Genomic DNA, 24,549 nt, shown 5'->3' with positions numbered 1-24,549 from the left:
CAATTGGTAAAACCGACACATACCGCCCCGGACGCAGAGCAGGGCGGAAGAATAAGAAAGGGTGCCGCCATGGCGCTTGACCGCAAAAACGTCCCCAATGACCTGTCCGCATTCTGGATGCCGTTCACTGCGAACCGCCAATTCAAAAAAGACCCGCGTATGTTGGTAAGCGCGGATGGCATGTTTTATAAAACTGCCGATGGGCGTGATGTGCTGGATGGCACCGCCGGGCTGTGGTGCTGTAACGCGGGCCACAACCAGCCGCGCATCGTCGAAGCGATCCGCCAACAAGCCGGCGAGTTGGACTATGCCCCGGCCTTCCAGATGGGCCACCCCAAAGCGTTTGAGCTGGCCAGCGCCCTGCGCGACATGGCGCCCAAGGGGATGGACCATGTGTTCTTCACCAATTCCGGGTCCGAAAGCGTTGAAACCGCGCTGAAGATCGCCATCGCCTATCACCGTGCGCGCGGCGAAGGCAGCCGCACCCGCCTTATTGGGCGTGAACGTGGATACCACGGCGTCAACTTCGGCGGCATTTCCGTTGGCGGGATCGTCACAAACCGCAAGGTGTTCGGTTCGTTGCTGACGGGTGTTGATCACCTGCCGCACACTCACCTGCCGGGCGAAAACACCTTCACCAAAGGTCAGCCCGAACACGGCGCGCATTTGGCGGATGAGTTGGAGCGGATCGTTGCCCTGCACGGCGCCGAAACCATCGCCGCAGTGATTGTGGAGCCGATGGCAGGGTCCACCGGCGTGCTATTGCCGCCCAAAGGATATTTGGAACGCCTGCGCGAACTGTGCACAAAACACGGTATCATCCTGATCTTTGACGAAGTGATCACCGGGTTCGGGCGGCTTGGTTCGGCCTTTGCTGCGGATCATTTCAACGTGCTGCCTGATCTGATGACCACTGCCAAGGGTTTGACCAACGGGGTAATCCCGATGGGCGCGGTTCTGGCGACCGGCGAAATCCACGATGCCTTCATGCAAGGCCCAGAGCACCTGATCGAACTGTTCCATGGCTATACCTATTCGGGCAACCCGATTTCGTCCGCCGCGGGGCTGGCGACGTTGGAAACCTATCGCGAAGAGGGCCTGTTTGAACGCGCCGCAGCGATGGCCCCCTATTGGGAGGAAGCGCTGCATTCGCTGAAAGATGCGCGACACGTGGTCGACATTCGTAACATGGGGCTGATCGGCGCGATCGAGCTTGAACCCATCGCGGGAGAGCCGACCAAGCGCGCGTTCACGGCGTTCCTTAAGGCCTATGAAAAGGGCATTTTGATCCGCACGACGGGCGATATCATTGCGATGTCTCCGCCGCTGATTATCGAAAAAGAGCATATCGATCAGCTGGTCGGAACGCTGCGCGAGGTTCTAGAGGCCCTCGACTAAGTTTCGGCACGCAACCGATTAAGAAGAAACGGAGAATTCCATATGGCTGCCCCCGGCGAAAATCTAAAGATCAACGGCGCTCGACTGTGGGACAGCCTTATGGAAATGGCCAAAATCGGCCCCGGTGTGGCGGGCGGCAACAACCGCCAAACCGTGACCGATGACGACGCCAAGGGCCGTACCCTGTTTCAGGAATGGTGCACGGCGGCGGGCTGTTCTATGGGGTTGGATCAGATGGGCAATATGTTTGCCCGTCGCGAAGGCACCGACCCTGACGCCCTGCCGGTTTATGTCGGCAGCCATTTGGATACCCAGCCCACGGGCGGCAAGTACGACGGCGTTCTGGGTGTGCTTGGCGGGTTGGAGTTGATCCGCACGCTGAACGATCTGGACATCAAAACAAAGCACCCCATCGTCGTCACCAACTGGACGAACGAAGAGGGCACACGGTTCGCGCCCGCGATGCTTGCCTCGGGCGTTTTTGCGGGGATGCACGAACAAGACTGGGCCTATGACCGCGTCGACGCCGATGGCAAACGGTTCGGGGACGAACTGGCGCGGATCGGCTGGAAGGGCGAAGAAGAGGTCGGCGCGCGCAAGATGCACGCGTTCTTTGAACTGCACATCGAACAGGGCCCGATCCTAGAGGCCGAGGGGCGCGACATCGGTGTCGTCACGCACGGGCAGGGCCTGTGGTGGCTGGAAGTCACGCTGACAGGCAAAGACGCGCACACCGGTTCGACGCCCATGAACATGCGTGTGAACGCAGGGCTTGGAATGGCGAGGATCACTGAACTGGTTCACACCATCGCCATGGACAATCAGCCCGGCGCGGTGGGGGCGATCGGGCAGGCGAATGTCTATCCGAACTCGCGCAACGTGATCCCCGGCAAGGCGGTGTTTACCATCGATTTCCGTTCCCCGGATCAGGACAAGCTGGACGCCATGAAAGCGCGGCTGGAAGCCGAAGCGCCGAAGATTGCCGAAGAACTGGGCCTTGGCATCGCCATCGAAGCGGTCGGGCACTTTGACCCGGTCACCTTCGATGACGGCTGCGTCAGCGCCGTGCGCCGCGCGGCCGAACGGCTGGGATACAGCCACATGGATATCATATCGGGCGCGGGGCACGATGCGTGTTGGATCAACCGCGTGGCACCCACGGCGATGATCATGTGCCCCTGCGTTGATGGGCTAAGCCATAACGAGGCCGAAGATATCAGCCCCGAATGGGCAGCCGCGGGGGCCGATGTTCTGTTTCATGCGGTCGTGGAAACGGCAGAAATCGTAGTGTGAGGCGAAGGCCGCCCCCAGAGTAATTGGGGGAAACAACAAAGAAAGATCGCGTAGGGGCCTTTCAGGTTTGCGCGCAAAAGCGATGGGGATGGTATGAAGAAGACGGTTCTGGTGATGTTGGCGGCGGCTCTGGCAGGGTGCGGCGCGCCCGAACCTGTGGCTCAGCAGCCGTATATTTCCGAAAAAGCGCGGGCCGCACTGCCGTCGGGCACCGATCTTATGACCGTGCGCCGCCGCGAAGACGGCTGCTATTTCATCGTTATTGAAGATGAGCTGAGCGGTTATCTTAGCCAAGTCAAAGATACCAACGGCGAGCTTGTGTGCGACGAGGTTTGACGCACCGCGGATATTTAAGAACAGGGAGTTCGATTTCATGACCACAGTCATCAAAAACGGAACCGTCGTCACCGCCGATCTGACCTATAAGGCCGATGTGCTGATCGACGGCGGCAAGATCATAGAGATTGGCCCCGACCTGAAGGGGGATGAGGCGCTTGATGCCTCGGGCTGTTACATCATGCCCGGCGGGATTGATCCGCATACCCATCTAGAGATGCCGTTTATGGGCACCTACAGCTCGGACGATTTCGAAAGCGGGACGCGCGCGGCGCTGGCTGGTGGCACCACGATGGTGGTTGATTTCGCGTTGCCCAGCCCCGGTCAGGGCCTGCTGGATGCGCTGCAGATGTGGGATAACAAATCCACCCGCGCCAATTGCGACTATTCCTTCCACATGGCCATCACATGGTGGGACGAGCAGGTTTTCAATGAAATGGAAACCGTCGTGAAAGATCGCGGCATCAACACCTTCAAGCACTTCATGGCCTACAAGGGCGCGCTGATGGTGAACGATGATGAGTTGTACTCTAGCTTCCAGCGTTGTGCGGCCCTTGGCGCGCTGCCATTGGTTCACGCCGAAAACGGGGATGTGGTGGCAGAGCTTTCCGCCAAGCTGCTGGCCGAAGGCAACACCGGCCCCGAGGCGCACGCCTATTCCCGCCCGCCGCAGGTAGAGGGCGAGGCGACGAACCGGGCCATCATGATTGCCGATATGGCGGGCGTGCCGCTTTATGTCGTCCACACCTCTTGCGAAGAGTCGCACGAGGCGATCCGGCGCGCGCGGATGCAGGGCAAGCGCGTCTATGGCGAACCGCTGATCCAGCACCTGACATTGGACGAAAGCGAATATTTCAACGCCGACTGGGACCATGCCGCCCGCCGCGTGATGAGCCCGCCGTTCCGCAATAAGCAACATCAGGACAGCCTGTGGGCCGGCCTGCAGTCAGGCAGCCTGTCGGTCGTGGCGACCGATCATTGTGCTTTTAGCACCGATCAAAAACGCTATGGCGTGGGGGATTTCACCAAGATCCCGAACGGGACCGGCGGGCTGGAAGACCGGATGCCGATGCTGTGGACCTATGGCGTAAACACCGGTCGGCTGACGATGAATGAATTCGTCGCCGTCACCTCGACCAACATCGCGAAAATTCTGAACGTCTATCCGCAGAAGGGCGCGGTTCTGGTGGGTGCGGACGCCGATCTGGTGGTCTGGGACCCGGCGAAGGAAAAGACGATCAGCGCCAGCAGTCAGCAATCGGCGATCGACTATAACGTGTTCGAGGGCAAGGCCGTGAAGGGCCTGCCGCGCTTTACCCTGACCCGCGGCAAGGTCGCCGTTCATGATGGAGAGATCCGCTGTGAAGAAGGCCACGGCAAGTTCGTGAAACGCGAACCCAACGCGCCGGTGAACGCCGCGCTTTCCACATGGAAAGAGCTGACCGCGCCGCGCCCTATACAGCGGTCGGGCATTCCGGCCTCGGGCGTTTAAGCGGTGGGTTTTGGAAAATGCGCCTCCGGCTTCGGTGGCGCCAATAATAAGGGAAGAACGTGACGGACCCGGTAATCAAAGCCGAAAGGCTTGACCTGACATTCGAAACCAATGACGGCCCGGTACAGGCGCTGAGCGATGTGAACCTGACGATCAACAAGGGCGATTTCGTCAGCTTCATCGGCCCGTCGGGCTGTGGGAAGACCACCTTTCTGCGGGCCATTGCCGCGTTGGAAAAGCCAACAGGCGGGTCGATCACCGTGAATGGTGTCAGCCCTGATGAGGCCCGTCAGGCCCGCGCCTATGGCTATGTGTTCCAGGCGGCGGGGCTGTACCCGTGGCGCACGATCTCTGGCAACATCAAGCTGCCGCTAGAGATCATGGGTTTTTCCAAGGCCGAACAAGAAGAACGTGTTGGCCGCGTGCTGGAGCTGGTCGATCTGGCGGGGTTCGGCAAGAAGTTCCCATGGCAGCTTTCGGGCGGCATGCAGCAGCGGGCCTCTATCGCGCGGGCGTTGGCGTTTGATGCCGATATTTTGCTGATGGACGAACCCTTTGGCGCGCTGGATGAAATCGTGCGCGATCATCTGAACGAGCAACTTCTGGAGCTTTGGGCGCGCACGGAAAAGACGATTGGTTTCGTTACCCACTCCATCCCCGAAGCGGTGTATCTTAGCACCAAGATCGTGGTGATGAGCCCGCGTCCCGGCCGGATCACCGACGTGATCGAAAGCACGCTGCCAAAGGAACGCCCGCTGGATATCCGCGACACGCCAGAGTTTCTGGAAATCGCCCACCGCGTGCGCGAAGGGCTGCGGGCGGGGCATGCCTATGACTGACGCGCCCGCAATCCGCCGGGCTGGCCCCGATGACATCCCCGCCTGCGCCGCGATTGTGCATGGCTGGGTCGAGCGTACGGACTGGATGCCAAAGCGGTTCAGTCTGGATGAGATAGTGGCCATGTTCCGCGACGCGCTGGCCACGCGCGAGATCGATGTTATCGGCGACCCGATTGCAGGTTATCTGTCACTTGACCCTCAGAGCGCGCGGATCGTGGGCTTTTACACCGATCAGCCCGGTAAGGGGTTGGGCCGGACCATGTTGGATCACGTGAAGGCGGGGCGCGACTATCTGCAACTTTGGACGCATGAGCCGAACGTGGAGGCGCACCGGTTCTATACCCGCGAAGGGTTTCAAATCGTCGAGCGTGACGAAGAAGGCGATGACGGGTTGCCGGAACTGCGGATGGAATGGCGGCGGGAGGCGGCGGCAGATGCGTAGTATCGTTCCCGTTCTCACGGTCGTCGCTGGGATCATCGCGATCTGGTATGGCGCGGCGATTGTCATGAACCAGCAATGGACCCGCGATCAGGCAGAGCGTGCCGGGGTGGAACTTCAGTTGTCGGATATCGTGGTCGATACCCTGTCACAAGAGCGCCCAAAGCTGCCCGTGCCACATCAGGTCGCCGCTGAACTGTGGAAGACCACAGTTGAGAAAAAGATCACCAGTAAACGCAGCCTGATTTATCACGGCTGGATCACACTTTCGGCCACATTGCTGGGCTTTGCGATTGGGACGGGTGCTGGAATCCTGCTTGCCGTGGGGATCGTGCACAACCGCGCGATGGATATGAGCGTGATGCCTTGGGCCATCGCCAGCCAGACCATCCCCATTCTGGCGATTGCGCCAATGATTATCGTGGTTCTGAACTCGGTCGGGGTGCAGGGGCTGATCCCAAAGGCGATCATCAGCGCCTATCTTTCGTTCTTTCCGGTCGTGGTTGGCATGGTCAAAGGGCTGCGCAGCCCGGATGCGATGCAGCTGGATTTGTTGAAAACCTATGGCGCGAATAAGGGGCAATCTTTCTGGAAACTGCGCCTTCCGTCTTCGATGCCATATCTGTTCACCTCGCTTAAGGTCGGGATCGCGGCGTCGTTGGTCGGCGCCATCGTCGGAGAGCTGCCAACAGGCGCAATTCGTGGGCTGGGCGCGCGGATGCTTTCGGGCAGCTATTATGGTCAGACGATCCAGATCTGGAGCGCGCTGATCGCTGCGGCCGTCCTGGCGGCGTTGCTTGTCGGCATTGTCGGGCTGATCCAGCGTATAACGCTGAAGCGGATGGGGATGACGCGATGACGTGGCTGATTTTCGCATTGGTGTTCTGGGCGCTGGCATTCTTCGCCAACGTCCGTATCGCAAACAGTGGCCACAGCACGGCGCTTTGGGCGCGGCTTTTCGTTCCGGTCCTGTTCGGTGTTACGATCCTTGTGGTGTGGGAAGGCGTGGTGCGCGGGCTTGGCGTTCCGTCTGTCATCCTGCCGCCGCCATCGGCAATCTGGGCGCAGATCACCCAATCCGTGCCAACGCTTTGGATGGATTTCGTGCAGACCTTCATCAAGGGCGCGCTGACCGGCTATCTGATGGGCTGCGGCGCGGCGTTTGCCGTTGCAGTGCTGATCGACCGGTCGCCGTTCCTGCAGCGTGGCCTTTTGCCCGTCGGCAATTTCATCGCAGCGCTGCCCATTATCGGCACCGCGCCGATCCTTGTGATGTGGTTCGGGTTTGACTGGCACTCCAAAGCGGCTGTTGTGGTGGTGATGGTGTTTTTCCCGATGCTGGTGAACACGGTTCAGGGGCTTGCGGCCTCGGATACGATGCAGCGCGATTTGATGAAGACTTACTCGGCAAGCTATTGGCAGACCTTGCTAAAGCTGCGCCTGCCTGCGGCGATGCCGTTTGTTTTCAACGGGCTGAAAATTTCGACAACGCTGGCGCTGATCGGCGCGATTGTGGCTGAATTTTTCGGCTCTCCCATCAAAGGGATGGGCTTTCGGATTTCCACAGAGGTGGGGCGGCTTGGCCTTGATATGGTCTGGGCTGAAATCGCGGTGGCGGCCGTCGCCGGTTCGGCGTTCTACGGCCTTGTTGCTGCGATCGAAAAGGGGGTCACGTTCTGGCACCCTTCACAAAGAAGTTGACGACAATACCAACACATTCATGGAGGTAAAAAGATGAAAAAAGTTCTTGGTTCCGCAGTTGCCGCATTAGCGATGGGCACGGGGGCGGCACAGGCCGCTGACGATGTAACGCTTCAGCTTAAGTGGGTCACGCAGGCGCAGTTCGCCGGGTATTACGTGGCTTTGGAAAAAGGTTTTTATGAAGAAGAAGACCTGAACGTCACCATCAAACCCGGCGGGCCCGATATTGCGCCATCGCAGGTGGTTGCAGGGGGCGGCGCGGACGTCGTGATTGACTGGATGCCATCGGCACTGGCCGCACGTGAAAAGGGCCTGCCGCTGGTCAACATCGCGCAGCCGTTCAAATCATCCGGCATGATGCTGACCTGTCGCGCTGAAACCGGCATCACGTCGCCAGCAGACTTCCCCGGTAAGACGCTGGGCGTTTGGTTCTTTGGCAACGAATACCCGTTTCTTAGCTGGATGAGCCAGCTTGGCATCCCGACAGACGGCTCTGAGGGGGGCGTGACCGTTCTGAAGCAGGGCTTCAACGTTGACCCACTGCTGCAAAAGCAGGCCGATTGCGTATCCACGATGACGTATAACGAATACTGGCAGGTGATCGACGCCGGACTGGCGCCAGACGATCTGGTGACCTTCAAATACGAAGATCAGGGCGTGGCGACGCTGGAAGACGGTCTTTATGTGCTGGAAAACAAACTGTCGGATGCGGCGTTCGCCGATCAGATGGTGCGCTTCGTTCGCGCCTCGATGAAGGGCTGGAAATACGCCGAAGAGAATTCTGACGAAGCTGCGGAAATCGTGCTGGAATACGATGAAACCGGCGCGCAGACCGAAAAGCACCAAAAGCGCATGATGGGAGAGATCGCCAAGCTGACCGCCGGTTCCAACGGCGCGCTTGACCCTGCGGATTACGAGCGCACGGTCGCGTCGCTTATGTCGGGCGGCTCTGACCCGGTGATCACCAAAGCGCCAGAAGGCGCTTGGACCCACGCGATTACCGATGCAGCGCTGAAGTAAGACGCCGCGAAATGAACGGTAAGGGGCGTGCCACGGCGCGCCCTTTTCGTTTGATGGGCATTCGATGAAAGCTGGGTGGAGCATTGCCCTCAGAAACCCGCTGGCTCAGTTTTCCCTTCGTGAATTCAGCCGAACAAAGTACCTTTGTGCGGAACTGATCGAAAAATCCATCAGGGAATAGGAGCTTTCATGAACATCATTGCTCAGATTCTTATCGGCATAATTGCGGTGCTTCATGCCTATATTCTTTGGTTAGAGATGTTCGCATGGGAAAGCCGCGGCCCCAAAGTCTTTGCTGATTTTGAACGCGAACTCTTCCCGAAGACGAAGGTCATGGCAGGGAACCAAGGGCTGTATAATGGGTTTTTGGCGGGCGGTTTGGTTTGGTCGCTGTTGGTTGCCGACCTTGCCTGGAAGACGAATATCGCCACCTATTTTCTGATCTGTGTTGCCATTGCGGGGGCGTATGGCGCAGCGACGGCTTCGCGCCGAATACTGTATGTTCAGACGGTCCCGGCTGTTATTGCACTGATTTTCGTTCACTTGGTCTAAGCCGCGCCTCACAGGCCATCACCTTGTTTGATCCGCATCAATGCTGTGCGCTGCTGAACCCTTAAGTTCAGTTTCAGCGGGGCGTGGAACCCGCGTCTGTCACAAGGAGAAATGACAATGACCAGTGCAATGGACGTGGTGAAATCAGCCAGCCGTGTGTTTTTCGTAGTGGCGTTTGCCGGTGTGCTTGGGGCCTGTGCTGAACAAATCGAAGAAGAAATCGGTGAATGTGAACCGGGTGTCAGCGAAATCAGTTCTGCCGCGGCTGTTACGCCTCCGGGCTGCTGACATTAAAAAAGGGCCGGTCTTCACCGGCCCATAAAGTAGGTGGAAGGCCTTGTTGCAGGCCTTCCACTCGGGGATCAAATCACGCGTGGTTCATACGGTTTTCGATTAGGTCATCCACGACCGAAGGATCGGCCAGCGTGGATGTGTCGCCCAGTGCGCCATAGTCATTTTCGGCAATCTTACGCAGGATACGGCGCATGATTTTGCCCGAACGTGTTTTCGGCAGGCCAGGAGCCCATTGGATAAGGTCCGGTTTGGCGATGGGGCCAATTTCGGTACGAACCCATTTTTCCAGCTCTTTGCGAAGCTCGTCCGTTGGTTCGATGTCGTTCATCAGAGTGACATAGGCATAGATACCTTGGCCTTTGATGTCGTGCGGGTAACCAACCACGGCGGCCTCGGCCACTTTGGCGTGGGCAACCAGCGCGCTTTCGACTTCGGCAGTGCCCATACGGTGGCCCGATACGTTGATCACATCGTCAACACGACCGGTGATCCAGTAATAGCCATCCGCATCACGGCGGCAGCCGTCGCCTGAGAAATAGTAACCTTTGTAGTCCGAGAAATAAGTCTTCTCGAACCGCTCATGGTCACCCCAGACGGTGCGCATCTGGCCGGGCCAGCTGTCTTTCAGGCACAGAACGCCCTCAGCCTCGGTCGTGGTGATTTCGGCCCCGGTGTGGGGGTCAAGGATCACAGGCTCAACACCGAAGAACGGTGTGGTGGCCGAACCGGGCTTGGTTGGTGTCGCGCCGGGCAGGGGGGTCAGCAGGTGACCGCCGGTTTCCGTCTGCCACCATGTATCGACGATGGGGCAGTTCCCCTTGCCGACCACGTCGTTGTACCAGTTCCACGCTTCGGGGTTGATGGGTTCGCCCACGGTGCCCAGCAGTTTCAGGTCGGACAGGTCGTATTTTTCGACCCATTCTTTACCCTGACCCATCAGCGCACGGATGGCGGTGGGGGCGGTGTAGAACTGATTGACCTTGTGCTTTTCGCAAACGGCCCAGAACCGGCCCGCGTCGGGGTAGGTTGGCACACCTTCAAACATCACAGTGGTCGCGCCGTTGGCCAGCGGGCCATAGACGATATAGCTGTGCCCGGTGACCCAGCCCACATCAGCGGTACACCAGAAGATGTCGCCTTCGTGGTAATCGAACACGTATTCGTGCGTCATCGCGGCATATGTCAGGTAACCGCCGGTGGTGTGAACCACGCCCTTGGGCTGACCGGTGGAGCCCGAGGTGTAGAGGATGAACAGCGGATCTTCGGCGTTCACCTCGGCCGGGGCGCTAACCTCGTCCGCTTCCAGTGCCAGTTCGTTATAGTCATAGTCACGGCCATCGATCCAAGTCGTCTGACCGCCGGTGCGTTTCACGACAAGGCATTTCACCGTGTCTTTGCAGTGCAGAAGCGCCGCGTCGGTGTTGGATTTCAGCGCGGTCTTGCGGCCGCCGCGTGGGGCCTCGTCTGCGGTGATCACAACTTTGGCGTCACAGCCGTTGACCCGCGCGCCAAGCGCATCCGGAGAGAAGCCCGCGAACACGATCGAATGGATCGCGCCGATACGGGCACAGGCCAGCATGGCATAGGCGGCTTCGGGGATCATGGGAAGATAGATCACAACCCGGTCGCCTTTGCGCACGCCCATATCTTCAAGGATATTGGCCATGCGGCACACGCGTTTGTGCAGCTGGTTATAGGTGATGTGCATCGCCTCTTCATCGGGGCTGTCTGGTTCCCAGATGATGGCGGTCTGTTCGCCACGGGTGGCAAGGTGGCGGTCGATACAGTTGGCAGAAACGTTCAGCGTGCCGTCTTCGAACCATTTGATGGCAACTTTGCCGAAATCGTACGAGACATCTTTGACCTTGGAATAGGGCTTGATCCAGTCAAGCCGCTTGCCCTGCTCATCCCAGAAGGCTTCAGGATTGGCGATCGAGGCTGCATACATCTCTTTGTATTTCGCGGCGTCGATATGTGCTTTTTCGGTAAAATCAGCACTGGGCGGATAGGTCTTGTCGCTCATTGGTGTCCTCCCCCAACTATGGGACGTCTTCAAAAGGTTCCCCGCCCAGCCTGCGGCCAGACGGGGATGTGATTAAATGGCCAAGTATTCGGCGCGAAGGCTTTCGTTTTCCAGCACCTCAGCGGCAGTGCCGTCAAAGACGATCTGACCGGTGTCCAGAATGACCGCGCGATCCGCCAGTTCCAGCGCGCGCACAGCGTTCTGTTCAACGATCACGGTGGTGATGCCCTGTTCCTTAATGTGCATGAGCGTTTTCTCAATCTCATCCACGATCACTGGGGCAAGCCCTTCGTATGGTTCGTCCAGCAACAGCACTTTGATGTCACGGGCCAAGGCACGGGCGATGGCAAGCATCTGCTGTTCGCCGCCTGAAAGAGTCACGCCTTCTTGTTTGCGGCGTTCGCCAAGTCGCGGGAACAGTTCGTACAAACGTTCCAGCGACCAGCCGACGGGTTCAACGATCTGCGCCAGCTGAAGGTTTTCTTCAACCGTCAGGCCCGCGATGATGCGGCGATCTTCGGGGACCAGCGACATGCCAGCCACCGATGCCTCGTGGGATTTCATCGTGTGCAGGTGCTGGTGATCCAGCCAGATTTCGCCGTGGGTGACCATGGGGTCATCCAGCCGCGCAATCGCCCGCAGGGTCGATGTTTTGCCTGCGCCGTTCCGGCCCAAAAGGGCCAGAATTTCACCTTCGTGGACGTTAAAGCTGACGCCCTGAACGATGTAGCTTTCGCCGTAATACGCATGCAGATCCCAGACCGACAGGAAGGCCGGGGCGGTTGCCGCTTGGTTGGCGTTTTTGTTGAAGTCTGGTTTGACGTTCATCGGTTATTCCTTTCCGCCGACCTTAATGGGCCTGACCCAAATAGGCTTCTTGTACTTTAGGATGACCCTTGATGTTCTCAGGGGTATCTTCGACAAGCGGGGTGCCCTGAGCGAGCACGGTGATGCGTTCAGCGAGCGAGAATACAACGTGCATGTCATGCTCAATGATCGCCATGGTGATGTCGCGCTTTTCGTTGATTTCCTTCAACAAATCGATGGTGTTGTTGGTATCGGCGCGCGCCATCCCGGCGGTTGGTTCGTCCAGCAAAAGCAGCTTAGGCTCTTGCACAAGGCACATGGCCATTTCCAACCGGCGCTTATCCCCCCGCGACATTGAGGCCGAATGCATATGACGTTTGTCTAGCATGTTGACGTCCTCAAGCATGGCTTCGGCCCTTTCGATGACCTCTTTTTCCGATGCGACGCTTTCATAAGCGTGCATCCGGAACGCGCCATCGCGTTTGGCAAAGCAGGGAATCAGCACGTTTTCCATCACTGTAAGATCACTGAAGATCTCTGGTGTTTGGAACACGCGGGAAATGCCCATCTGGTTGATCTCGTGCGGTTTGCGCCCCAGCACGGACTGCCCGTCAAACATGACAGAGCCCGTGTCAGGGATCAGCTTACCCACCAGACAGTTCAGCAGGGTGGATTTGCCCGCACCGTTTGGCCCGATGATGGCGTGTACGGTGTTTTCCTGAACGCTTAGGTTCACGTCACCCAGCGCCTGCAGACCACCGAAGCGTTTGTTAACGCCTTTGACTTCAAGGATACCCATTCTCAGCTCTCCTTATTCGGCCACGTGGGGCGCTTGTTTCGGGGAATGTTCAGAGTCGTCGTCGGACGAAGAGCCCTTCTTCTTCTTGAACATTTTGGCGATGCGCTGGCCGCCTTCGATCAGGCCACCGGGCAGGAAGATAACAACAGCCATGAACAACAGGCCTAGCGTCAGGTGCCAGCCCTTACCCACGAATGGGTGGACGATTGTCACCAGCGCGTTTTCCATCCCATCGGGAAGGAATGCGAACCAGCCGTGCAGAACACTGTCGTTGATCTTGGAGAAGATGTTTTCGAAGTATTTGATGAAGCCCGCACCAAGAACAGGGCCAAGCATCGTGCCAGCACCGCCAAGGATGGTCATCAAGACAACCTCGCCCGATGCGGTCCACTGCATACGCTCGGCGCCTGCAAGAGGGTCCATCGAAGCCATCAAACCACCGGCCAGACCAGCATACATGCCAGAGATCACAAAGGCCGCAAGCGTGTAAGGACGCGAGTTCAGGCCAGTGTAGTTCAGGCGTGTCTGGTTGGTCTTAATCGCACGCAGCATCATGCCGAATGGCGAACGGAAGATCCGCATGGCCAGATAGAATGCTGCAAGCATGATGAACGCACACAGGTAGTAACCAGCGTTGAACTGGAACAACCAAGCGCCAACTTCCATCTCATAGGTGGAGCGCATCTCAAGACCAAACAGGTTGGTCACTGGGATCGAACCATCCGCCGTTGCAGAAGACCCCAGTACGCGTGGGTCATTCAGCGTCAGCTGCAGGCCGGTTTCACCGTTGGTGATGGGCGTCAGAACCGAATAGGCCAGGTTGAAGCTCATCTGAGCGAACGCAAGCGTCAGGATCGAGAAGTAGATGCCCGAACGACGCAGCGATACGAACCCGATCAGAAGCGAGAACAGGCCAGCCACGATGACCGACAGGATGATCGCCGGCAGCACGTTCATGCTAAGCAGCTTAAACATCCAAACGGCAGAGTATGACCCCACACCCAGAAACGCCGCGTGACCGAAGGAAAGGTAGCCGGTCAGGCCGAACAGGATGTTAAAGCCGATGGCGAAAATCCCGAAGATCACAAAACGCTGCATCAGGTCAGGGTAACCAGCGTTGAACTGCGCCAGTTCAGAGCCTGCGGGGAAGGGGTTCAGGATGAACGGTGCTGCAAGAGCCAGCACGGCCACCACGACAAGGAGGTTTCTGTCTTTTTTATCGATACCGAGCATATTCTTAGTCCTCCATCACGCCTTTGCGACCCATCAGGCCACGAGGCCGGGTCAACAGGATGACGATTGCGACCACATAGATGATGATTTGGTCGATGCCGGGGATGATTGCTTTGATCGCGTTCATGGACGCAAAGCTTTCAAGGATACCCAGCATGAAACCGGCCAGCACAGCGCCGGGCAAAGAGCCCATGCCGCCAACCACAACCACAACGAAGGACAGCACCAAGAAGTCCATCCCCATGTGATAGTTGGGCGAATTGATAGGCGTGTACATCACACCGGCAAGCCCCGCCACGGCGGCTGCGATGCCGAACATGATGGTGAATTTGCGGTCGATGTTGATGCCCAGAAGGCCCACGGTTTCACGGTCAGCCATACCAGCGCGAACAACCATCCCGAAGGTGGTGAACTGAAGGAAGGCAAACACGCCACCGATGATCAAAGCTGCGAAGAAGAAATAGACCATCCGCCAGTAAGGATAGATGACTGCGTTCGCGTCCATGCCGATCAGCATGCCGAAATCAAACGACCCTTTGAACACCTCTGGGGCGGGGGTCGGGATTGGGTTCGCACCGAAGAAGTATTTGATGACTTCCTGCAGAACGATGGCAAGGCCGAAGGTCACAAGGATCTGATCCGCGTGAGGGCGCTTGTAGAAGTGTTTGATCAGGCCGCGCTCCATTGCGTAACCGATCGCGATCATGACTGGGATGGCAAAGATAATTGCCAGTGGTACGGCCCAATCGATGATTGTTCCACCTGCCTCGGGGCCAAACCAGGCCTCGACATACGGTGTTTTTACTTTGGCTGGGTTGCCCAAGAAGTCAGTCTTCGTTGGATCAACCGTTTCGAACGACAACGTCAGCAGCCGCGAAAGCGTAACTGCGCAGAACGAGCCGATCATGAAAAGCGCGCCGTGTGCGAAGTTCACAACCCCCAGCGTGCCGAAAATGAGCGTGAGGCCCAGAGCGATCAGCGCATATGCTGACCCTTTGTCGAGCCCGTTGAGGGTTTGCAGAAGGATCGCGTCCATCAGTCCCCACCCCTATGATTTGTTGGTGATAGTGCGAAGGGGCATCATGCCCCGTTCGGCGAAGATCCGGCCGCACGCATCGCGCGGCCGGAGGTGTCATACGCTTATGCGCCCGGGTTACAGGTGCCCAGCTGGCCGCCTGCGAACATCGGGTGATCGGGATCGTACGTAACCTGAGCTGCCGGTGTAACTTCGACAACTTCAAGAAGGTCGAACTCGGAAGTTGGGTTCTCTTTACCCTGCACAACCAGAACGTCTTTGAAGCACTGGTGATCGTCTGCGCGGTAAAGGGTTGGGCCGTTGCCCAGACCGTCGAACTCGAACCCTTCGAGAGCTTGGCCAACACCACAAGGGTTGAACGTACCCGCACGCTGACAAGCATCTGCATAAAGCAGTGTCTGACAGTAAACGGTGTGCGCAGCCTGCGATGGCGGGAAGCCATACTTGGTGCCGAAGGATTTAACGAATGCTTTGGAAGCATCGTCTTGCAGCGACCAGTGCCAGTTGGTGGAACCAAGGATGCCCTTAACGTTTGCACCAGCACCCTTAGCCATCAGACGGGAGTAGAGCGGAACAACGATTTCGAAGTTCTTGCCGTTTACTTCCTTCTCACGCAGACCAAACTGAACAGCGTTGGTCAGCGAGTTCACCATGTTACCACCGTAGTGGTTCAGGATCAGCACGTCAGCGCCCGAGTTCAGAACCGGAGCGATGTAGGAGGAGAAGTCAGTCGCAGCCAGCGGAGTGCGGACTTTTTCAACTGTTTCCCAACCCAGGGCTTCGGTTGCCGAAGCGATGGATTCTTCCTGAGTCCAACCCCAAGTGTAGTCAGCTGTCAGGTGGTATGCCTTACGGTCAGCGCCGTAACGGGCAGCCAACACTGGTGCCAAGGCAGCACCGGACATGTAAGCGTTAAAGAAGTGACGGAAACCGTTCGCCTTCTTGTCTTTACCGGTTGTGTCGTTGGAGTGCGTCAGGCCGGCCATGAAGATAACGCCAGCTTCCTGGCAGAGACCCTGCACAGCAATCGCAACACCAGAGGACGAACCGCCAGTGATCATAACAGCGCCGTCTTTTTCGATCATCGACTTGGCCGATGCACGTGCTGCGTCAGATTTCGTTTGGGTGTCGCCGGTCACGAACTCGACCTTCTTACCCAAGATACCGTTGCCCTGCAGCTCTTTGGAGCTGAAGGTGTTCATCATGCCACCGTCGCCTTCACCGTTCAGGTGCTCAACGGCCAGCTGGTAAGCGCGCAGTTCGTCTGCACCCTCGTCAGCGTAGGGGCCGGTCTGGGGTACGTTGAAACCCAAGGTTACCGTGCTGCCGGTCGGCTCGTTCGTGTAAGCCGCTGCGGAAGACGCAGTAAAGATCGTCGGCAATGCAACGCCAGCGCCAGCAACGGCACCGGACCTAAGCACGCCACGACGAGTCAGAGTCGTTTTGGACATGAAAATCCTCCCATATTGTGAATTGCGGTACAACGTCTCCTCTTCGCGCACCGCTACCTTTTACAAGGTGTACCCAGTATCGGGTATGGTGGGAAAATTTCGCAACAACTCCTTTCAACGAAACAATTTTTTTGTAAACAAATCCACAATACCGTTGTATGCATTGTAAACAAATTATCACGCAGGTGCAGAAACCCATTGGAATCAGGGAGTTTTCGGAATGTCGCGCGGCGGGCTTACGGGCACACGGATCAGAGAAAGGCGAATGGTTCTGGGTTTGCGTCAGGCCGAAGTGGCGCGCGATGTCGGAATTTCCCCTTCCTACCTTAATTTGATTGAGCACAACCGCAGAAGAATCGGTGGCAAACTGCTTGTCGATCTGGCGCGCAAGCTTGACGTTGAGGCATCTATCCTAACGGAAGGCGCCGAGGCAGCGTTGTTGGAGGCGTTGCGCGAGGCATCAGCAGGGCCAGCGGGCGCAAAGGTTGAAACACAGCAAGTAGAAGAGTTCGCAGGCCGCTTTCCGGGCTGGGCGCAATTGCTGGCCGACCGCCACCGCCGCGTGGGCGAGTTGGAGCAGATCGTCGAGGTCTTGTCGGATCGCATGACACATGACCCGTTTCTTTCGGCCTCTCTGCACGAAGTTCTTTCAACTGTAACGGCTATTCGATCTACCGCTGCTATTCTGGCCGAAACAGAAGACATTGACCGGGACTGGCAGGCGCGGTTCCACCGCAACCTGCGCGACGACAGTCGGCGCCTTGCCGAAGGCGCGCAGGCGTTGGTCGGTTATCTGGACGATGGCGCGGGGGAGGCTGGCCGTCAAACCTCGCCCCAAGAAGAGGTAGAGGCGTTATTAAAATCGCAGGGCTATCATCTGCAGGAATTGGAGGGGGACGGCGGCGATATTGATGGGTTGATTGCGCAAAGTGGCGAAATCACCTCGTCCCCGGGGCAGGAATTGGCGCGGCAATATTTGGAACGATACCGCAATGACGCGCGGATCTTACCGTTGGACGCCTTCGCGGAAGCGGTTGCTGATCTGAATATGGACCCCGGGCGGCTGGCGCAGCGGTTCGGCACCGATGCAGGAACCGTCTTTCGCCGCATGGCCACACTTCCCGAAGAGATGTGCCCGGTGCCGGTTGGCTTGGTGGCCTGTGACGGGTCGGGCACGCTGACGTTCCGCAAGCCCGTCGCGGGGTTTGGGCTACCTCGTTTTGGTGCGGCGTGCCCGTTGTGGCCGCTGTATCAGGCGCTGACCCGGCCGATGACGCCGATTCGGGCGGTGGTTGAACAGGCGGGGCAGCCGCCGGAGCGGTTTTTGACATACGCATTGTGCCAACCGGTTTTGAATGGCGCTTTCGGCGGCCCTCAGGTGTTGGAGGCGGCGATGTTGATCTTGCCGGGACCACCCGATAGCGAAGCGGGCGTGCAGCCCATCGGCACAAGTTGCCGCATTTGCCCACGGCGCGAGTGTCCCGCACGGCGTGAACCATCCATCCTTGCGGATGGGTTATGATTGCGCAAACGTGGTTGGCGCAGGTCGATGGGTTTTGACACTGGTGCTATTCTTAGTGAATAGTTGCATGCACAAAAAAAGATAAGACGGACCAACAGCGGGGGGAGACGTATGGGCCGCGATGTTCTGTTGATTGAGGATGAGCCGAATATAATTGAAGCCATCCGCTTTATTCTGTCGCGTGACGGTTGGCACGTGCAGACCCATTCCGACGGCAAAAGCGCTTATGAAAAGGTGTTGGATATGCGTCCGGATGTGGTGATCCTTGATGTTATGCTGCCCGGCCGCAGCGGTTTTGAGATTCTGCGCGACATTCGCGGCGGGGGGGAGACCGCCGCGTTGCCGGTGTTGATGCTGACCGCAAAGGGGCAAACGAAAGACCGGGAGATGGCCGAAAGCCTTGGCGCAAGCCGTTTCATGACCAAGCCGTTTTCAAACACCGATGTGCTTAGCACGGTGCGGGATCTGGTGGGCGCGTGAAACCGCCCGTACGCCCTTTGTTTTTAGAACGGCAAACCTACCGCGGGCGGCGGATCATGGATGCGGCGCGGTTGTTGCCCATTCTGGGGCTGTTCCTGTTTATGATGCCGCTTTTGCGTCAAACCGGTGGCCCCGCCGCAACGGCAGGGATTGTCGTCTATATCTTTGCGGTGTGGTTCGTGCTGATCATTCTGGCCGGGTTGCTGTCGCGACGGTTGCACCGTGCCAACGGCGCGTTGGTTGAGGACGGGCAGGAGGACGACGGGTGATCCCGTTCGATATACTTGTTGCGGTTTGCGTTGCCTATGTGGTGGTGCTGTTTCTGGTCGCGTTCTTTGCCGAACGGCGGGCCAGTGCGGGCAAGGTCGGGTGGCTTCGCTCTCCGTTGGTTTATACGTTGTCGCTGTCGGTCTATTGTACGGCGTGGACGTTTTACGGCGCGGTTGGCTATGCCGCGCGGTCGGGGTTGGAGTTTCTGACCATCTACCTTGGCCCGACACTTGTTCTGGTCGGCTGGTGGTGGATGCTGCGCAAGCTGGTGCGCATTGGTAAGACACAGCGGATCACCTCTATCGCTGATCTGATTTCATCGCGTTACGGTAAATCCAACACGCTGGGCGTGATTGTAACGCTGTTGGCGGTGGTCGGAACGACACCTTATATTGCCTTGCAACTTCAATCGGTTACGCTGTCTTTTTCAGTCTTTGCACAAGCCGATTCCGAAGCGTGGCAGCCAACCGATCTGAACGCCACCGCACTGTGGGTAGCGGCGGGTTTGGCGTTGTTTACGGTGCTGTTTGGTACGCGAAACCTTGATGCGAACGAACGCCATCACGGGGTTGTCACCGCCATCGCGGTAGAGGCAGTGGTGAAGCTTGTCGCCCTGTTGGCCGTCGGAATCTTCGTCATTTGGGGGGTCGCGGGCGGCTTGGGGGACATGGCCGATCGCATCGCCGCATCACCGATTGCAGAGACACAGTTCAACGGCGGGCGCTGGGTCGGGCTGACCTTCTTGGCGGGCGCGGCGATTTTCACGCTGCCGCGCATGTTTCAGGTTCTGGTCGTCGAAAACGCGGATGAAAGGCACCTTGCGACGGCGTCTTGGGCCTTCCCGCTTTACCTGTGTTTGATGAGCCTGTTCGTGGTGCCGATTGCCGTGATTGGCTTGGCCACGCAGCCGCCCGGTTCTAACCCCGATTTGTTCGTGCTGACCGTGCCACTTAGCTTTGATCGCGATGGGCTGGCGACGCTTGCGTTCCTTGGCGGGTTTTCGTCGGCCACATCGATGGTGATTGTCGCGGCAATTGCGCTGTCCACGATGGTGTCCAACCATATCGTTATGCCGCTTTGGCTAAGCTGGCAGAACACCGGGGCCACCGTGTCGGGGGATGTGCGCAAGGTCGTGCTGACGGCGCGCCGCATTTCAATCGCTGGTGTGCTGGTGCTGGGCTATCTGTACTTCCGGCTGACGGGCGGGTCAGCGGCACTTGCATCCATTGGCTTGATTTCGTTCACCGGCGTCGCGCAGGTGCTGCCCGCATTGATCGGCGGGATCTTTTGGCGCGGAGCAACAAAACGCGGTGCGGTCGCGGGTTTGCTGGTCGGTTTCTTTTTGTGGGCTTATACGCTTTTCCTGCCCAGCTTTGGCGCCGGCAGCGTGATGAGCGCGTCACTGTTGGCGGATGGGCCGTGGGGCATCGGCTGGTTGCGGCCGCAGGGGTTGTTCGGCGTGGCCGGAATGGACCCTTTGATCCATGCGATGTTCTGGTCCATGTCATTGAACAGCTTCGCATTTTTCGCCGTGTCACTGTCTGGCTTCCCATCCCCGATGGAGCGTTTGCAGGGCGCGCAATTCGTCAATGTTTTTGAACATTCGTCGGCCGCGCAAAGCTGGACCCATGGCATGGCCGAGGCTGAAGACCTGCTTATGATGTCGCAGCGTATTCTTGGCCCCGACAAGGCGCAGGCGCTGTTTCAACGCGCGGCGGCGGCGCAGGGCAAGGTGGGCTTTTTGCCGGATACGACCCCGGCCTTTTTGGAACGGTTGGAGCGAGAGCTGGCAGGCTCCGTTGGTGCCGCCACATCGCACGCGATGGTTGGGCAGATCGTGGGCCGATCATCGGTGTCGGTCGAAGACCTGATGGCGGTGGCCGACGAAACCGCGCAGATGATGGAATATTCCAACCAGTTGGAAGCGAAATCAGAAGAGCTTAGCCGGACCGCGCGCCAGTTGCGTGAAGCGAACGAAAAGCTGACAGAGCTTTCGATTCAAAAGGATGCGTTCCTTAGCCAGATCAGCCACGAATTGCGCACGCCGATGACCTCTATCCGCGCGTTTTCTGAAATCCTGATGGATGGCGGTGACCTAAGCGAGGCGGATATGACGAAATATTCGTCCATCATCCACGAAGAGGCCATTCGCCTGACGCGCCTTCTGGATGATCTGTTGGACCTTTCCGTATTGGAAAACGGTCAGGTAACGTTGAACGCACAGCCCGGGAATTTGACCGATCTCATCGACCGCGCGGTTGCGGCGACGGGGTCGCTGGACGGCAGCGGAAACTTGCGGATTACGCGCAGTCGCGCCACCGAAGATGTTGCTTTGGTGACCGATACGGATCGGCTGTGTCAGGTGTTCATCAACTTGATTGCGAACGCGCAGAAATATTGCGATGCGGACGCGCCGCAGCTGTGGATCAAGGTACGCCAGTTGGGGCCGAACGTTGCGGTGGATTTCATCGACAATGGCAATGGTATCCCCAAACGCAGTCAGGACATCATCTTTGAGAAATTCTCGCGTCTGTCAGACCGAAATGCGGCCGGTGGTGCCGGTCTGGGGCTGGCGATTTGCCGCGAGATTATGAGCAAGCTTGGCGGCGGTATCACCTATCTGCCGGGGCAGGGCGGCGCGGCCTTTCAGGTAAGTTTACCCTTAGCCAAGGCAAAAGCGGCTTAGGCTCATTTCGTAACCCTTTGTGAACCTTAATCGGCGAAAGCTGGGCCAATGCATGTTGCAAGGGCTTAGATGTTGGACGAACCACAACCCTCTGTATTGAAACGTAAGTTAAGCGTTGGGCAATCGGCCCCGGTCGCGCCGGGTGTTGATCTGCGGTCCTTTCGGGCATCGTTCCCGCGCGCCGCGCAGAAAGATCTGGGGCTGCGGGTAAGTGTCACCGAAGCGGCGGACAGCTTTGTTGACCTTGACGGCTTGGACGGCCTTGTAGACGGGCATGATTTTGTGGGGCTTCTGGTCGGGCCGAATGGCCGCGCGGGGCTTGTGGTGCTAAGCGTTTCGCTTTTGGGCGCGGTCGTCGGTCAGCGTATGACGGGGCAGGTGCCGCCCCCCTCTGGCGAACGCAAACCCACCCGAATTGACGCTGAAATGGCGCGGGGCTGTATCGACAGGGCGCTGGCGGAATTTGAAACGGCGTTTGATGGCGTTGGGAATGCAGGATGGGCCAAAGGCTTCCGGTATGATGGTTACATCGCCGATACGCGGCTAATTCGGTTTTCCCTGCCCGAAGCACGTTTCCGCGTTTTGCGCCTGACGCTGGACATTGCCGACGGGACGCGAAGCGGAACAATCACATTGGCCTTGCCAGAGGTGGCGGCGCAAAAGTCTGCGCCTGCTAAGGCGGGGGCGGACACTGACTGGGCGGGGGCGATGCGGTCCAACGTGATGGTCGCCGAGGTTCAGGTCGACGCGGTTCTTGCACGGCTAAAGCTGCCGCTGCGCCAGTTGATGAACCTGCAGGTTGGCCAAGTGCTTCACCTTCCCAACCAAGCGCTAAGTGCGGTGCGGTTGGAAGCGTCGGAAGGGACGGTTGTGGCGACCGGGCGACTTGGCCAATCACGTGGGGACAGGGCTGTGCGCATTGAGCTTGGCGCGCCACCCATAGAAAAAGGCGCGCCCGAAAAGGACGCGCCAGTCATTTCAACAGACATTGCGGTGTCGCAATGATTACGCCATCGCGGTCAGCCGTCTCTTGAACGGCACCGCCACCAGCATACCTGCAACCATGGCTGCGGCGAACACCCAGTGCCCGATGCCGCCATAGCTAAGCGAGGCCAGGGAAGGGCCGGGGCAAAGGCCGGCAAGCCCCCAGCCCATGCCAAACATGACCGACCCGATCACCAGATTACGCCCTACTTTAGGCTCTGGCGGTGTGGGGAAATCACCCCCCAGCGCCGGGCGGCGGTTGCGGGTCAGTTGCCATGCAACGGCCATTGGCAGGATCGCACCACCCATAACGAACGCAAGGGTGGGATCCCAGTTGCCGAACACATCAAGCCAACCCTGAACCTTAGCAGTATCTGTCATGCCAGAGATGAACAGGCCCGCGCCGAACAGCCCACCAGCGATAAGAGCAAAAAGATTACGCATCAGATCACTCCCAATACGTGGCGGAACAGAACGATCGTGACGCCGCCCGCCATGATGTAAAACACCGTGGCCGAAATTCCGCGCAGCGACAGCCGCGAGATACCGCAAACACCGTGACCAGATGTACAGCCGTTCGCGATGCGAGTGCCGACACCCACCAACAAACCGGCGGCAATCAGCACCGCCATGTTCGATGTGACATGCGTATCCACCGCGCCATAAAGCGGGTAAAGGGCGATGGGCGTCAGGATCACCCCTGCGATAAAGGAAATCCTTTCCCACATCGAATTCTTGCCAGAGCCGTCAACCAGCCCGCCAAGAATGCCGCTGGCGCCCATAATCCGCCCGTTTACAAGCAGATACACCGCCCCACCAAGGCCAATCAGCAAACCGCCGACAAAGCCCCAAATCCAGTCCTGTTCAATCATTTCGCGCGTTTCCCTTGGGTCCTTTGACCCTTTTTTGTGATTAGAGTTTGTTGATCGGAACCTTCAGATAGACCGAACCGTCATCTTCTGGCTCGGGCATCTGACCGGCTCGCATATTAACCTGCAATGACGGTACGATCAGCTTGGGCATTCCCAGTGTTGCGTCCCGTTCTGTCCGCATTTTTACGAACTTATCTTTGTCGTTATCACCGCCGACATGCACGTTGCGCGCCTTTTGTTCGCCCACGGTGGTTTCCCACGCATAGGTATCACGGCCCGGTGCCTTATAGTCGTGGCCCACAAAGATGCGGGTCTCATCCGGCAGGCTCAGGATTTTCTGAACCGAGTCGAACATGGTTTCAGCCGACCCGCCGGGGAAGTCACAGCGTGCGGTGCCGAAATCAGGCATGAACAGCGTATCGCCAACAAAGGCGGCATCGTCGATCACATAGGTCAGACAAGCAGGGGTGTGCCCCGGCGTGTGCAGCACATCGCCGCGCAGCTGACCGATATGAAAGCTATCGCCTTCGTTAAACAGCTTGTCGAACTGGCTGCCATCGCGTTGGAATTTTGTGCCTTCGTTGAAGACTTTGCCGAATGTGTCCTGCACAACACGGATCTTTTCGCCGATGCCGATTTTGCCGCCTACACGTTCTTGGATGTAAGGGGCGGCGGACAGGTGGTCGGCGTGGACGTGGGTTTCCAGAATCCACTCAACGTCGAATTCCTGCTCTTTCACATAGGCGATGACCGCATCGGCCGAGCGGGTATCCGTGTGGCCAGAGGCATAGTCGAAATCCAGCACACTATCGATAATAGCGGCTTTTTTCGACATCGGGTCGCGGACAACATACGAAACTGTGTTTGTGGCCTCGTCAAAGAAGGCCTTCACTTCGGGTGACATGGTTCTGCGCTCCTTTCTAGGGCTTCGCATTACATATGCTATTTTTGCGATGTGTTTCAATCCTCTCATTTCTGCATAGTTGATGTGCATCAATGAAGAATGTTCCCCCGAAAGTAAC

General features: G+C 58.1%; 24 protein-coding genes and 1 pseudogene. 16 read left to right on the top strand and 9 right to left on the bottom strand.

The window, feature by feature from the left end:
- Positions 1–69: 69 nt before the first annotated feature.
- The 11 genes from aptA (at position 70) to COL8621_RS19150 (ending at position 9,358) form a co-directional block, all read left to right on the top strand.
- A complete protein-coding gene (gene aptA / locus COL8621_RS10785) occupies positions 70–1,398 on the top strand; it encodes an omega-aminotransferase AptA (RefSeq protein WP_093967376.1) in 1,329 nt (442 codons plus the stop codon).
- 42 nt (positions 1,399–1,440) lie between these two features.
- On the top strand, positions 1,441–2,691 hold the full coding sequence (locus COL8621_RS10780) for a Zn-dependent hydrolase (protein ID WP_093967375.1): 1,251 nt from the start codon (positions 1,441–1,443) through the stop codon (positions 2,689–2,691).
- A gap of 93 nt (positions 2,692–2,784) precedes the next feature.
- Positions 2,785–3,027 (top strand): hypothetical protein, encoded by a 243-nt coding sequence (locus COL8621_RS10775; RefSeq protein ID WP_093967374.1) that lies wholly within the window; start codon positions 2,785–2,787, stop codon positions 3,025–3,027.
- A 37-nt stretch (positions 3,028–3,064) separates the two neighbouring features.
- Positions 3,065–4,519: a dihydropyrimidinase gene (gene hydA / locus COL8621_RS10770; RefSeq protein WP_093967373.1), complete on the top strand. Its 1,455-nt coding sequence runs from the start codon at positions 3,065–3,067 to the stop codon at positions 4,517–4,519.
- A 59-nt stretch (positions 4,520–4,578) separates the two neighbouring features.
- A complete protein-coding gene (locus COL8621_RS10765) occupies positions 4,579–5,358 on the top strand; it encodes an ABC transporter ATP-binding protein (RefSeq protein ID WP_093967372.1) in 780 nt (259 codons plus the stop codon).
- On the top strand, positions 5,351–5,800 hold the full coding sequence (locus COL8621_RS10760; protein WP_093967371.1) for a GNAT family N-acetyltransferase: 450 nt from the start codon (positions 5,351–5,353) through the stop codon (positions 5,798–5,800). The genes COL8621_RS10765 and COL8621_RS10760 overlap by 8 nt, the downstream gene beginning before the upstream one ends.
- Entirely contained in the window at positions 5,793–6,656 is an 864-nt protein-coding gene (locus tag COL8621_RS10755; RefSeq protein WP_093967370.1) for an ABC transporter permease, read from the top strand. Before COL8621_RS10760 ends, COL8621_RS10755 begins: the two co-directional genes overlap by 8 nt.
- A complete protein-coding gene (locus COL8621_RS10750; protein WP_093967369.1) occupies positions 6,653–7,498 on the top strand; it encodes an ABC transporter permease in 846 nt (281 codons plus the stop codon). The genes COL8621_RS10755 and COL8621_RS10750 overlap by 4 nt, the downstream gene beginning before the upstream one ends.
- Before the next feature lie 33 nt (positions 7,499–7,531).
- Positions 7,532–8,518 (top strand): ABC transporter substrate-binding protein, encoded by a 987-nt coding sequence (locus COL8621_RS10745; protein WP_093967368.1) that lies wholly within the window; start codon positions 7,532–7,534, stop codon positions 8,516–8,518.
- A 189-nt stretch (positions 8,519–8,707) separates the two neighbouring features.
- Positions 8,708–9,070: a DUF1304 domain-containing protein gene (locus COL8621_RS10740; RefSeq protein ID WP_093967367.1), complete on the top strand. Its 363-nt coding sequence runs from the start codon at positions 8,708–8,710 to the stop codon at positions 9,068–9,070.
- Positions 9,071–9,187: 117 nt separating this feature from the next.
- Positions 9,188–9,358 carry a hypothetical protein gene (locus COL8621_RS19150; protein ID WP_176438478.1) on the top strand — a complete coding sequence of 57 codons (171 nt, stop codon included), beginning with the start codon at positions 9,188–9,190 and terminating at the stop codon, positions 9,356–9,358.
- A 79-nt stretch (positions 9,359–9,437) separates the two neighbouring features.
- On the opposite strand, the gene acs is transcribed toward COL8621_RS19150, so the two are convergent.
- The 6 genes from acs to COL8621_RS10710 all read right to left on the bottom strand — a co-directional run bounded on the left by acs (position 9,438) and on the right by COL8621_RS10710 (position 16,713).
- Positions 9,438–11,387, bottom strand: a complete 1,950-nt coding sequence (acs, locus tag COL8621_RS10735) for an acetate--CoA ligase (RefSeq protein ID WP_093967366.1) — start codon at positions 11,385–11,387, stop codon at positions 9,438–9,440.
- A gap of 72 nt (positions 11,388–11,459) precedes the next feature.
- A complete protein-coding gene (locus tag COL8621_RS10730) occupies positions 11,460–12,215 on the bottom strand; it encodes an ABC transporter ATP-binding protein (protein WP_093967365.1) in 756 nt (251 codons plus the stop codon).
- Between the two features lie 22 nt (positions 12,216–12,237).
- Entirely contained in the window at positions 12,238–12,993 is a 756-nt protein-coding gene (locus COL8621_RS10725; RefSeq protein WP_093967364.1) for an ABC transporter ATP-binding protein, read from the bottom strand.
- 12 nt (positions 12,994–13,005) lie between these two features.
- A complete protein-coding gene (locus COL8621_RS10720; protein ID WP_093967363.1) occupies positions 13,006–14,226 on the bottom strand; it encodes a branched-chain amino acid ABC transporter permease in 1,221 nt (406 codons plus the stop codon).
- A 4-nt stretch (positions 14,227–14,230) separates the two neighbouring features.
- Entirely contained in the window at positions 14,231–15,262 is a 1,032-nt protein-coding gene (locus tag COL8621_RS10715; protein ID WP_093967362.1) for a branched-chain amino acid ABC transporter permease, read from the bottom strand.
- Between the two features lie 104 nt (positions 15,263–15,366).
- Complete coding sequence (locus tag COL8621_RS10710) at positions 15,367–16,713, bottom strand: substrate-binding protein (RefSeq protein ID WP_093967361.1); 1,347 nt, start codon at positions 16,711–16,713, stop codon at positions 15,367–15,369.
- A 220-nt stretch (positions 16,714–16,933) separates the two neighbouring features.
- Here COL8621_RS10710 and COL8621_RS10705 point away from each other — a divergent pair, with 220 nt between their 5' ends.
- The 5 genes from COL8621_RS10705 to COL8621_RS10685 all read left to right on the top strand — a co-directional run bounded on the left by COL8621_RS10705 (position 16,934) and on the right by COL8621_RS10685 (position 22,676).
- Entirely contained in the window at positions 16,934–18,235 is a 1,302-nt protein-coding gene (locus tag COL8621_RS10705; RefSeq protein WP_093967360.1) for a helix-turn-helix transcriptional regulator, read from the top strand.
- Between the two features lie 111 nt (positions 18,236–18,346).
- Complete coding sequence (locus tag COL8621_RS10700; RefSeq protein ID WP_093967359.1) at positions 18,347–18,715, top strand: response regulator transcription factor; 369 nt, start codon at positions 18,347–18,349, stop codon at positions 18,713–18,715.
- Between the two features lie 56 nt (positions 18,716–18,771).
- Positions 18,772–18,984: a hypothetical protein gene (locus tag COL8621_RS10695; RefSeq protein WP_093967358.1), complete on the top strand. Its 213-nt coding sequence runs from the start codon at positions 18,772–18,774 to the stop codon at positions 18,982–18,984.
- Positions 18,984–21,671, top strand: a complete 2,688-nt coding sequence (locus tag COL8621_RS10690) for an ATP-binding protein (RefSeq protein ID WP_176438531.1) — start codon at positions 18,984–18,986, stop codon at positions 21,669–21,671. Before COL8621_RS10695 ends, COL8621_RS10690 begins: the two co-directional genes overlap by 1 nt.
- A gap of 69 nt (positions 21,672–21,740) precedes the next feature.
- Positions 21,741–22,676 (top strand): FliM/FliN family flagellar motor switch protein, encoded by a 936-nt coding sequence (locus tag COL8621_RS10685; protein WP_093967356.1) that lies wholly within the window; start codon positions 21,741–21,743, stop codon positions 22,674–22,676.
- On the opposite strand, the gene COL8621_RS10680 is transcribed toward COL8621_RS10685, so the two are convergent.
- From COL8621_RS10680 to COL8621_RS10670, 3 genes and pseudogenes are all read right to left on the bottom strand, one after another.
- Positions 22,677–23,099, bottom strand: coding sequence for a DUF6691 family protein (locus COL8621_RS10680; RefSeq protein WP_093967355.1), 423 nt, complete (start codon positions 23,097–23,099; stop codon positions 22,677–22,679).
- Positions 23,099–23,542: pseudogene (locus COL8621_RS10675) on the bottom strand (YeeE/YedE family protein); the annotation flags it as partial. The gene COL8621_RS10680 and the pseudogene COL8621_RS10675, both read right to left, overlap by 1 nt.
- Positions 23,543–23,567: 25 nt before the next feature.
- The gene (locus COL8621_RS10670; protein WP_093967353.1) at positions 23,568–24,431 is read right to left on the bottom strand and encodes an MBL fold metallo-hydrolase; all 864 of its coding nucleotides are present in this window, start codon (positions 24,429–24,431) and stop codon (positions 23,568–23,570) included.
- Positions 24,432–24,549 lie beyond the last annotated feature (118 nt).

It is taken from the genome of Actibacterium lipolyticum (assembly GCF_900184935.1).
GTDB lineage: Bacteria > Pseudomonadota > Alphaproteobacteria > Rhodobacterales > Rhodobacteraceae > Actibacterium_A > Actibacterium_A lipolyticum.
The sequence above is the reverse complement of the archived record's forward strand: the minus strand, read 5'-3'. Positions and strand labels throughout refer to the sequence as shown.

Bases quoted from the DNA above. Each gene is read 5' to 3' on its own strand.
- acs (WP_093967366.1), bottom strand. From the start codon at position 11,387: ATGAGCGACAAGACCTATCCGCCCAGTGCTGATTTTACCGAAAAAGCA.
- COL8621_RS10740 (WP_093967367.1), top strand. From the start codon at position 8,708: ATGAACATCATTGCTCAGATTCTTATCGGCATAATTGCGGTGCTTCAT.
- COL8621_RS10745 (WP_093967368.1), top strand. From the start codon at position 7,532: ATGAAAAAAGTTCTTGGTTCCGCAGTTGCCGCATTAGCGATGGGCACG.
- COL8621_RS10705 (WP_093967360.1), top strand. From the start codon at position 16,934: ATGTCGCGCGGCGGGCTTACGGGCACACGGATCAGAGAAAGGCGAATG.
- hydA (WP_093967373.1), top strand. From the start codon at position 3,065: ATGACCACAGTCATCAAAAACGGAACCGTCGTCACCGCCGATCTGACC.
- COL8621_RS10695 (WP_093967358.1), top strand. From the start codon at position 18,772: ATGGATGCGGCGCGGTTGTTGCCCATTCTGGGGCTGTTCCTGTTTATG.
- COL8621_RS10685 (WP_093967356.1), top strand. From the start codon at position 21,741: ATGTTGGACGAACCACAACCCTCTGTATTGAAACGTAAGTTAAGCGTT.
- aptA (WP_093967376.1), top strand. From the start codon at position 70: ATGGCGCTTGACCGCAAAAACGTCCCCAATGACCTGTCCGCATTCTGG.
- COL8621_RS10760 (WP_093967371.1), top strand. From the start codon at position 5,351: ATGACTGACGCGCCCGCAATCCGCCGGGCTGGCCCCGATGACATCCCC.
- COL8621_RS10750 (WP_093967369.1), top strand. From the start codon at position 6,653: ATGACGTGGCTGATTTTCGCATTGGTGTTCTGGGCGCTGGCATTCTTC.
- COL8621_RS10680 (WP_093967355.1), bottom strand. From the start codon at position 23,099: ATGCGTAATCTTTTTGCTCTTATCGCTGGTGGGCTGTTCGGCGCGGGC.
- COL8621_RS10725 (WP_093967364.1), bottom strand. From the start codon at position 12,993: ATGGGTATCCTTGAAGTCAAAGGCGTTAACAAACGCTTCGGTGGTCTG.
- COL8621_RS10710 (WP_093967361.1), bottom strand. From the start codon at position 16,713: ATGTCCAAAACGACTCTGACTCGTCGTGGCGTGCTTAGGTCCGGTGCC.
- COL8621_RS10720 (WP_093967363.1), bottom strand. From the start codon at position 14,226: ATGCTCGGTATCGATAAAAAAGACAGAAACCTCCTTGTCGTGGTGGCC.
- COL8621_RS19150 (WP_176438478.1), top strand. From the start codon at position 9,188: ATGACCAGTGCAATGGACGTGGTGAAATCAGCCAGCCGTGTGTTTTTC.
- COL8621_RS10715 (WP_093967362.1), bottom strand. From the start codon at position 15,262: ATGGACGCGATCCTTCTGCAAACCCTCAACGGGCTCGACAAAGGGTCA.
- COL8621_RS10780 (WP_093967375.1), top strand. From the start codon at position 1,441: ATGGCTGCCCCCGGCGAAAATCTAAAGATCAACGGCGCTCGACTGTGG.
- COL8621_RS10730 (WP_093967365.1), bottom strand. From the start codon at position 12,215: ATGAACGTCAAACCAGACTTCAACAAAAACGCCAACCAAGCGGCAACC.
- COL8621_RS10670 (WP_093967353.1), bottom strand. From the start codon at position 24,431: ATGTCACCCGAAGTGAAGGCCTTCTTTGACGAGGCCACAAACACAGTT.
- COL8621_RS10775 (WP_093967374.1), top strand. From the start codon at position 2,785: ATGAAGAAGACGGTTCTGGTGATGTTGGCGGCGGCTCTGGCAGGGTGC.
- COL8621_RS10755 (WP_093967370.1), top strand. From the start codon at position 5,793: ATGCGTAGTATCGTTCCCGTTCTCACGGTCGTCGCTGGGATCATCGCG.
- COL8621_RS10700 (WP_093967359.1), top strand. From the start codon at position 18,347: ATGGGCCGCGATGTTCTGTTGATTGAGGATGAGCCGAATATAATTGAA.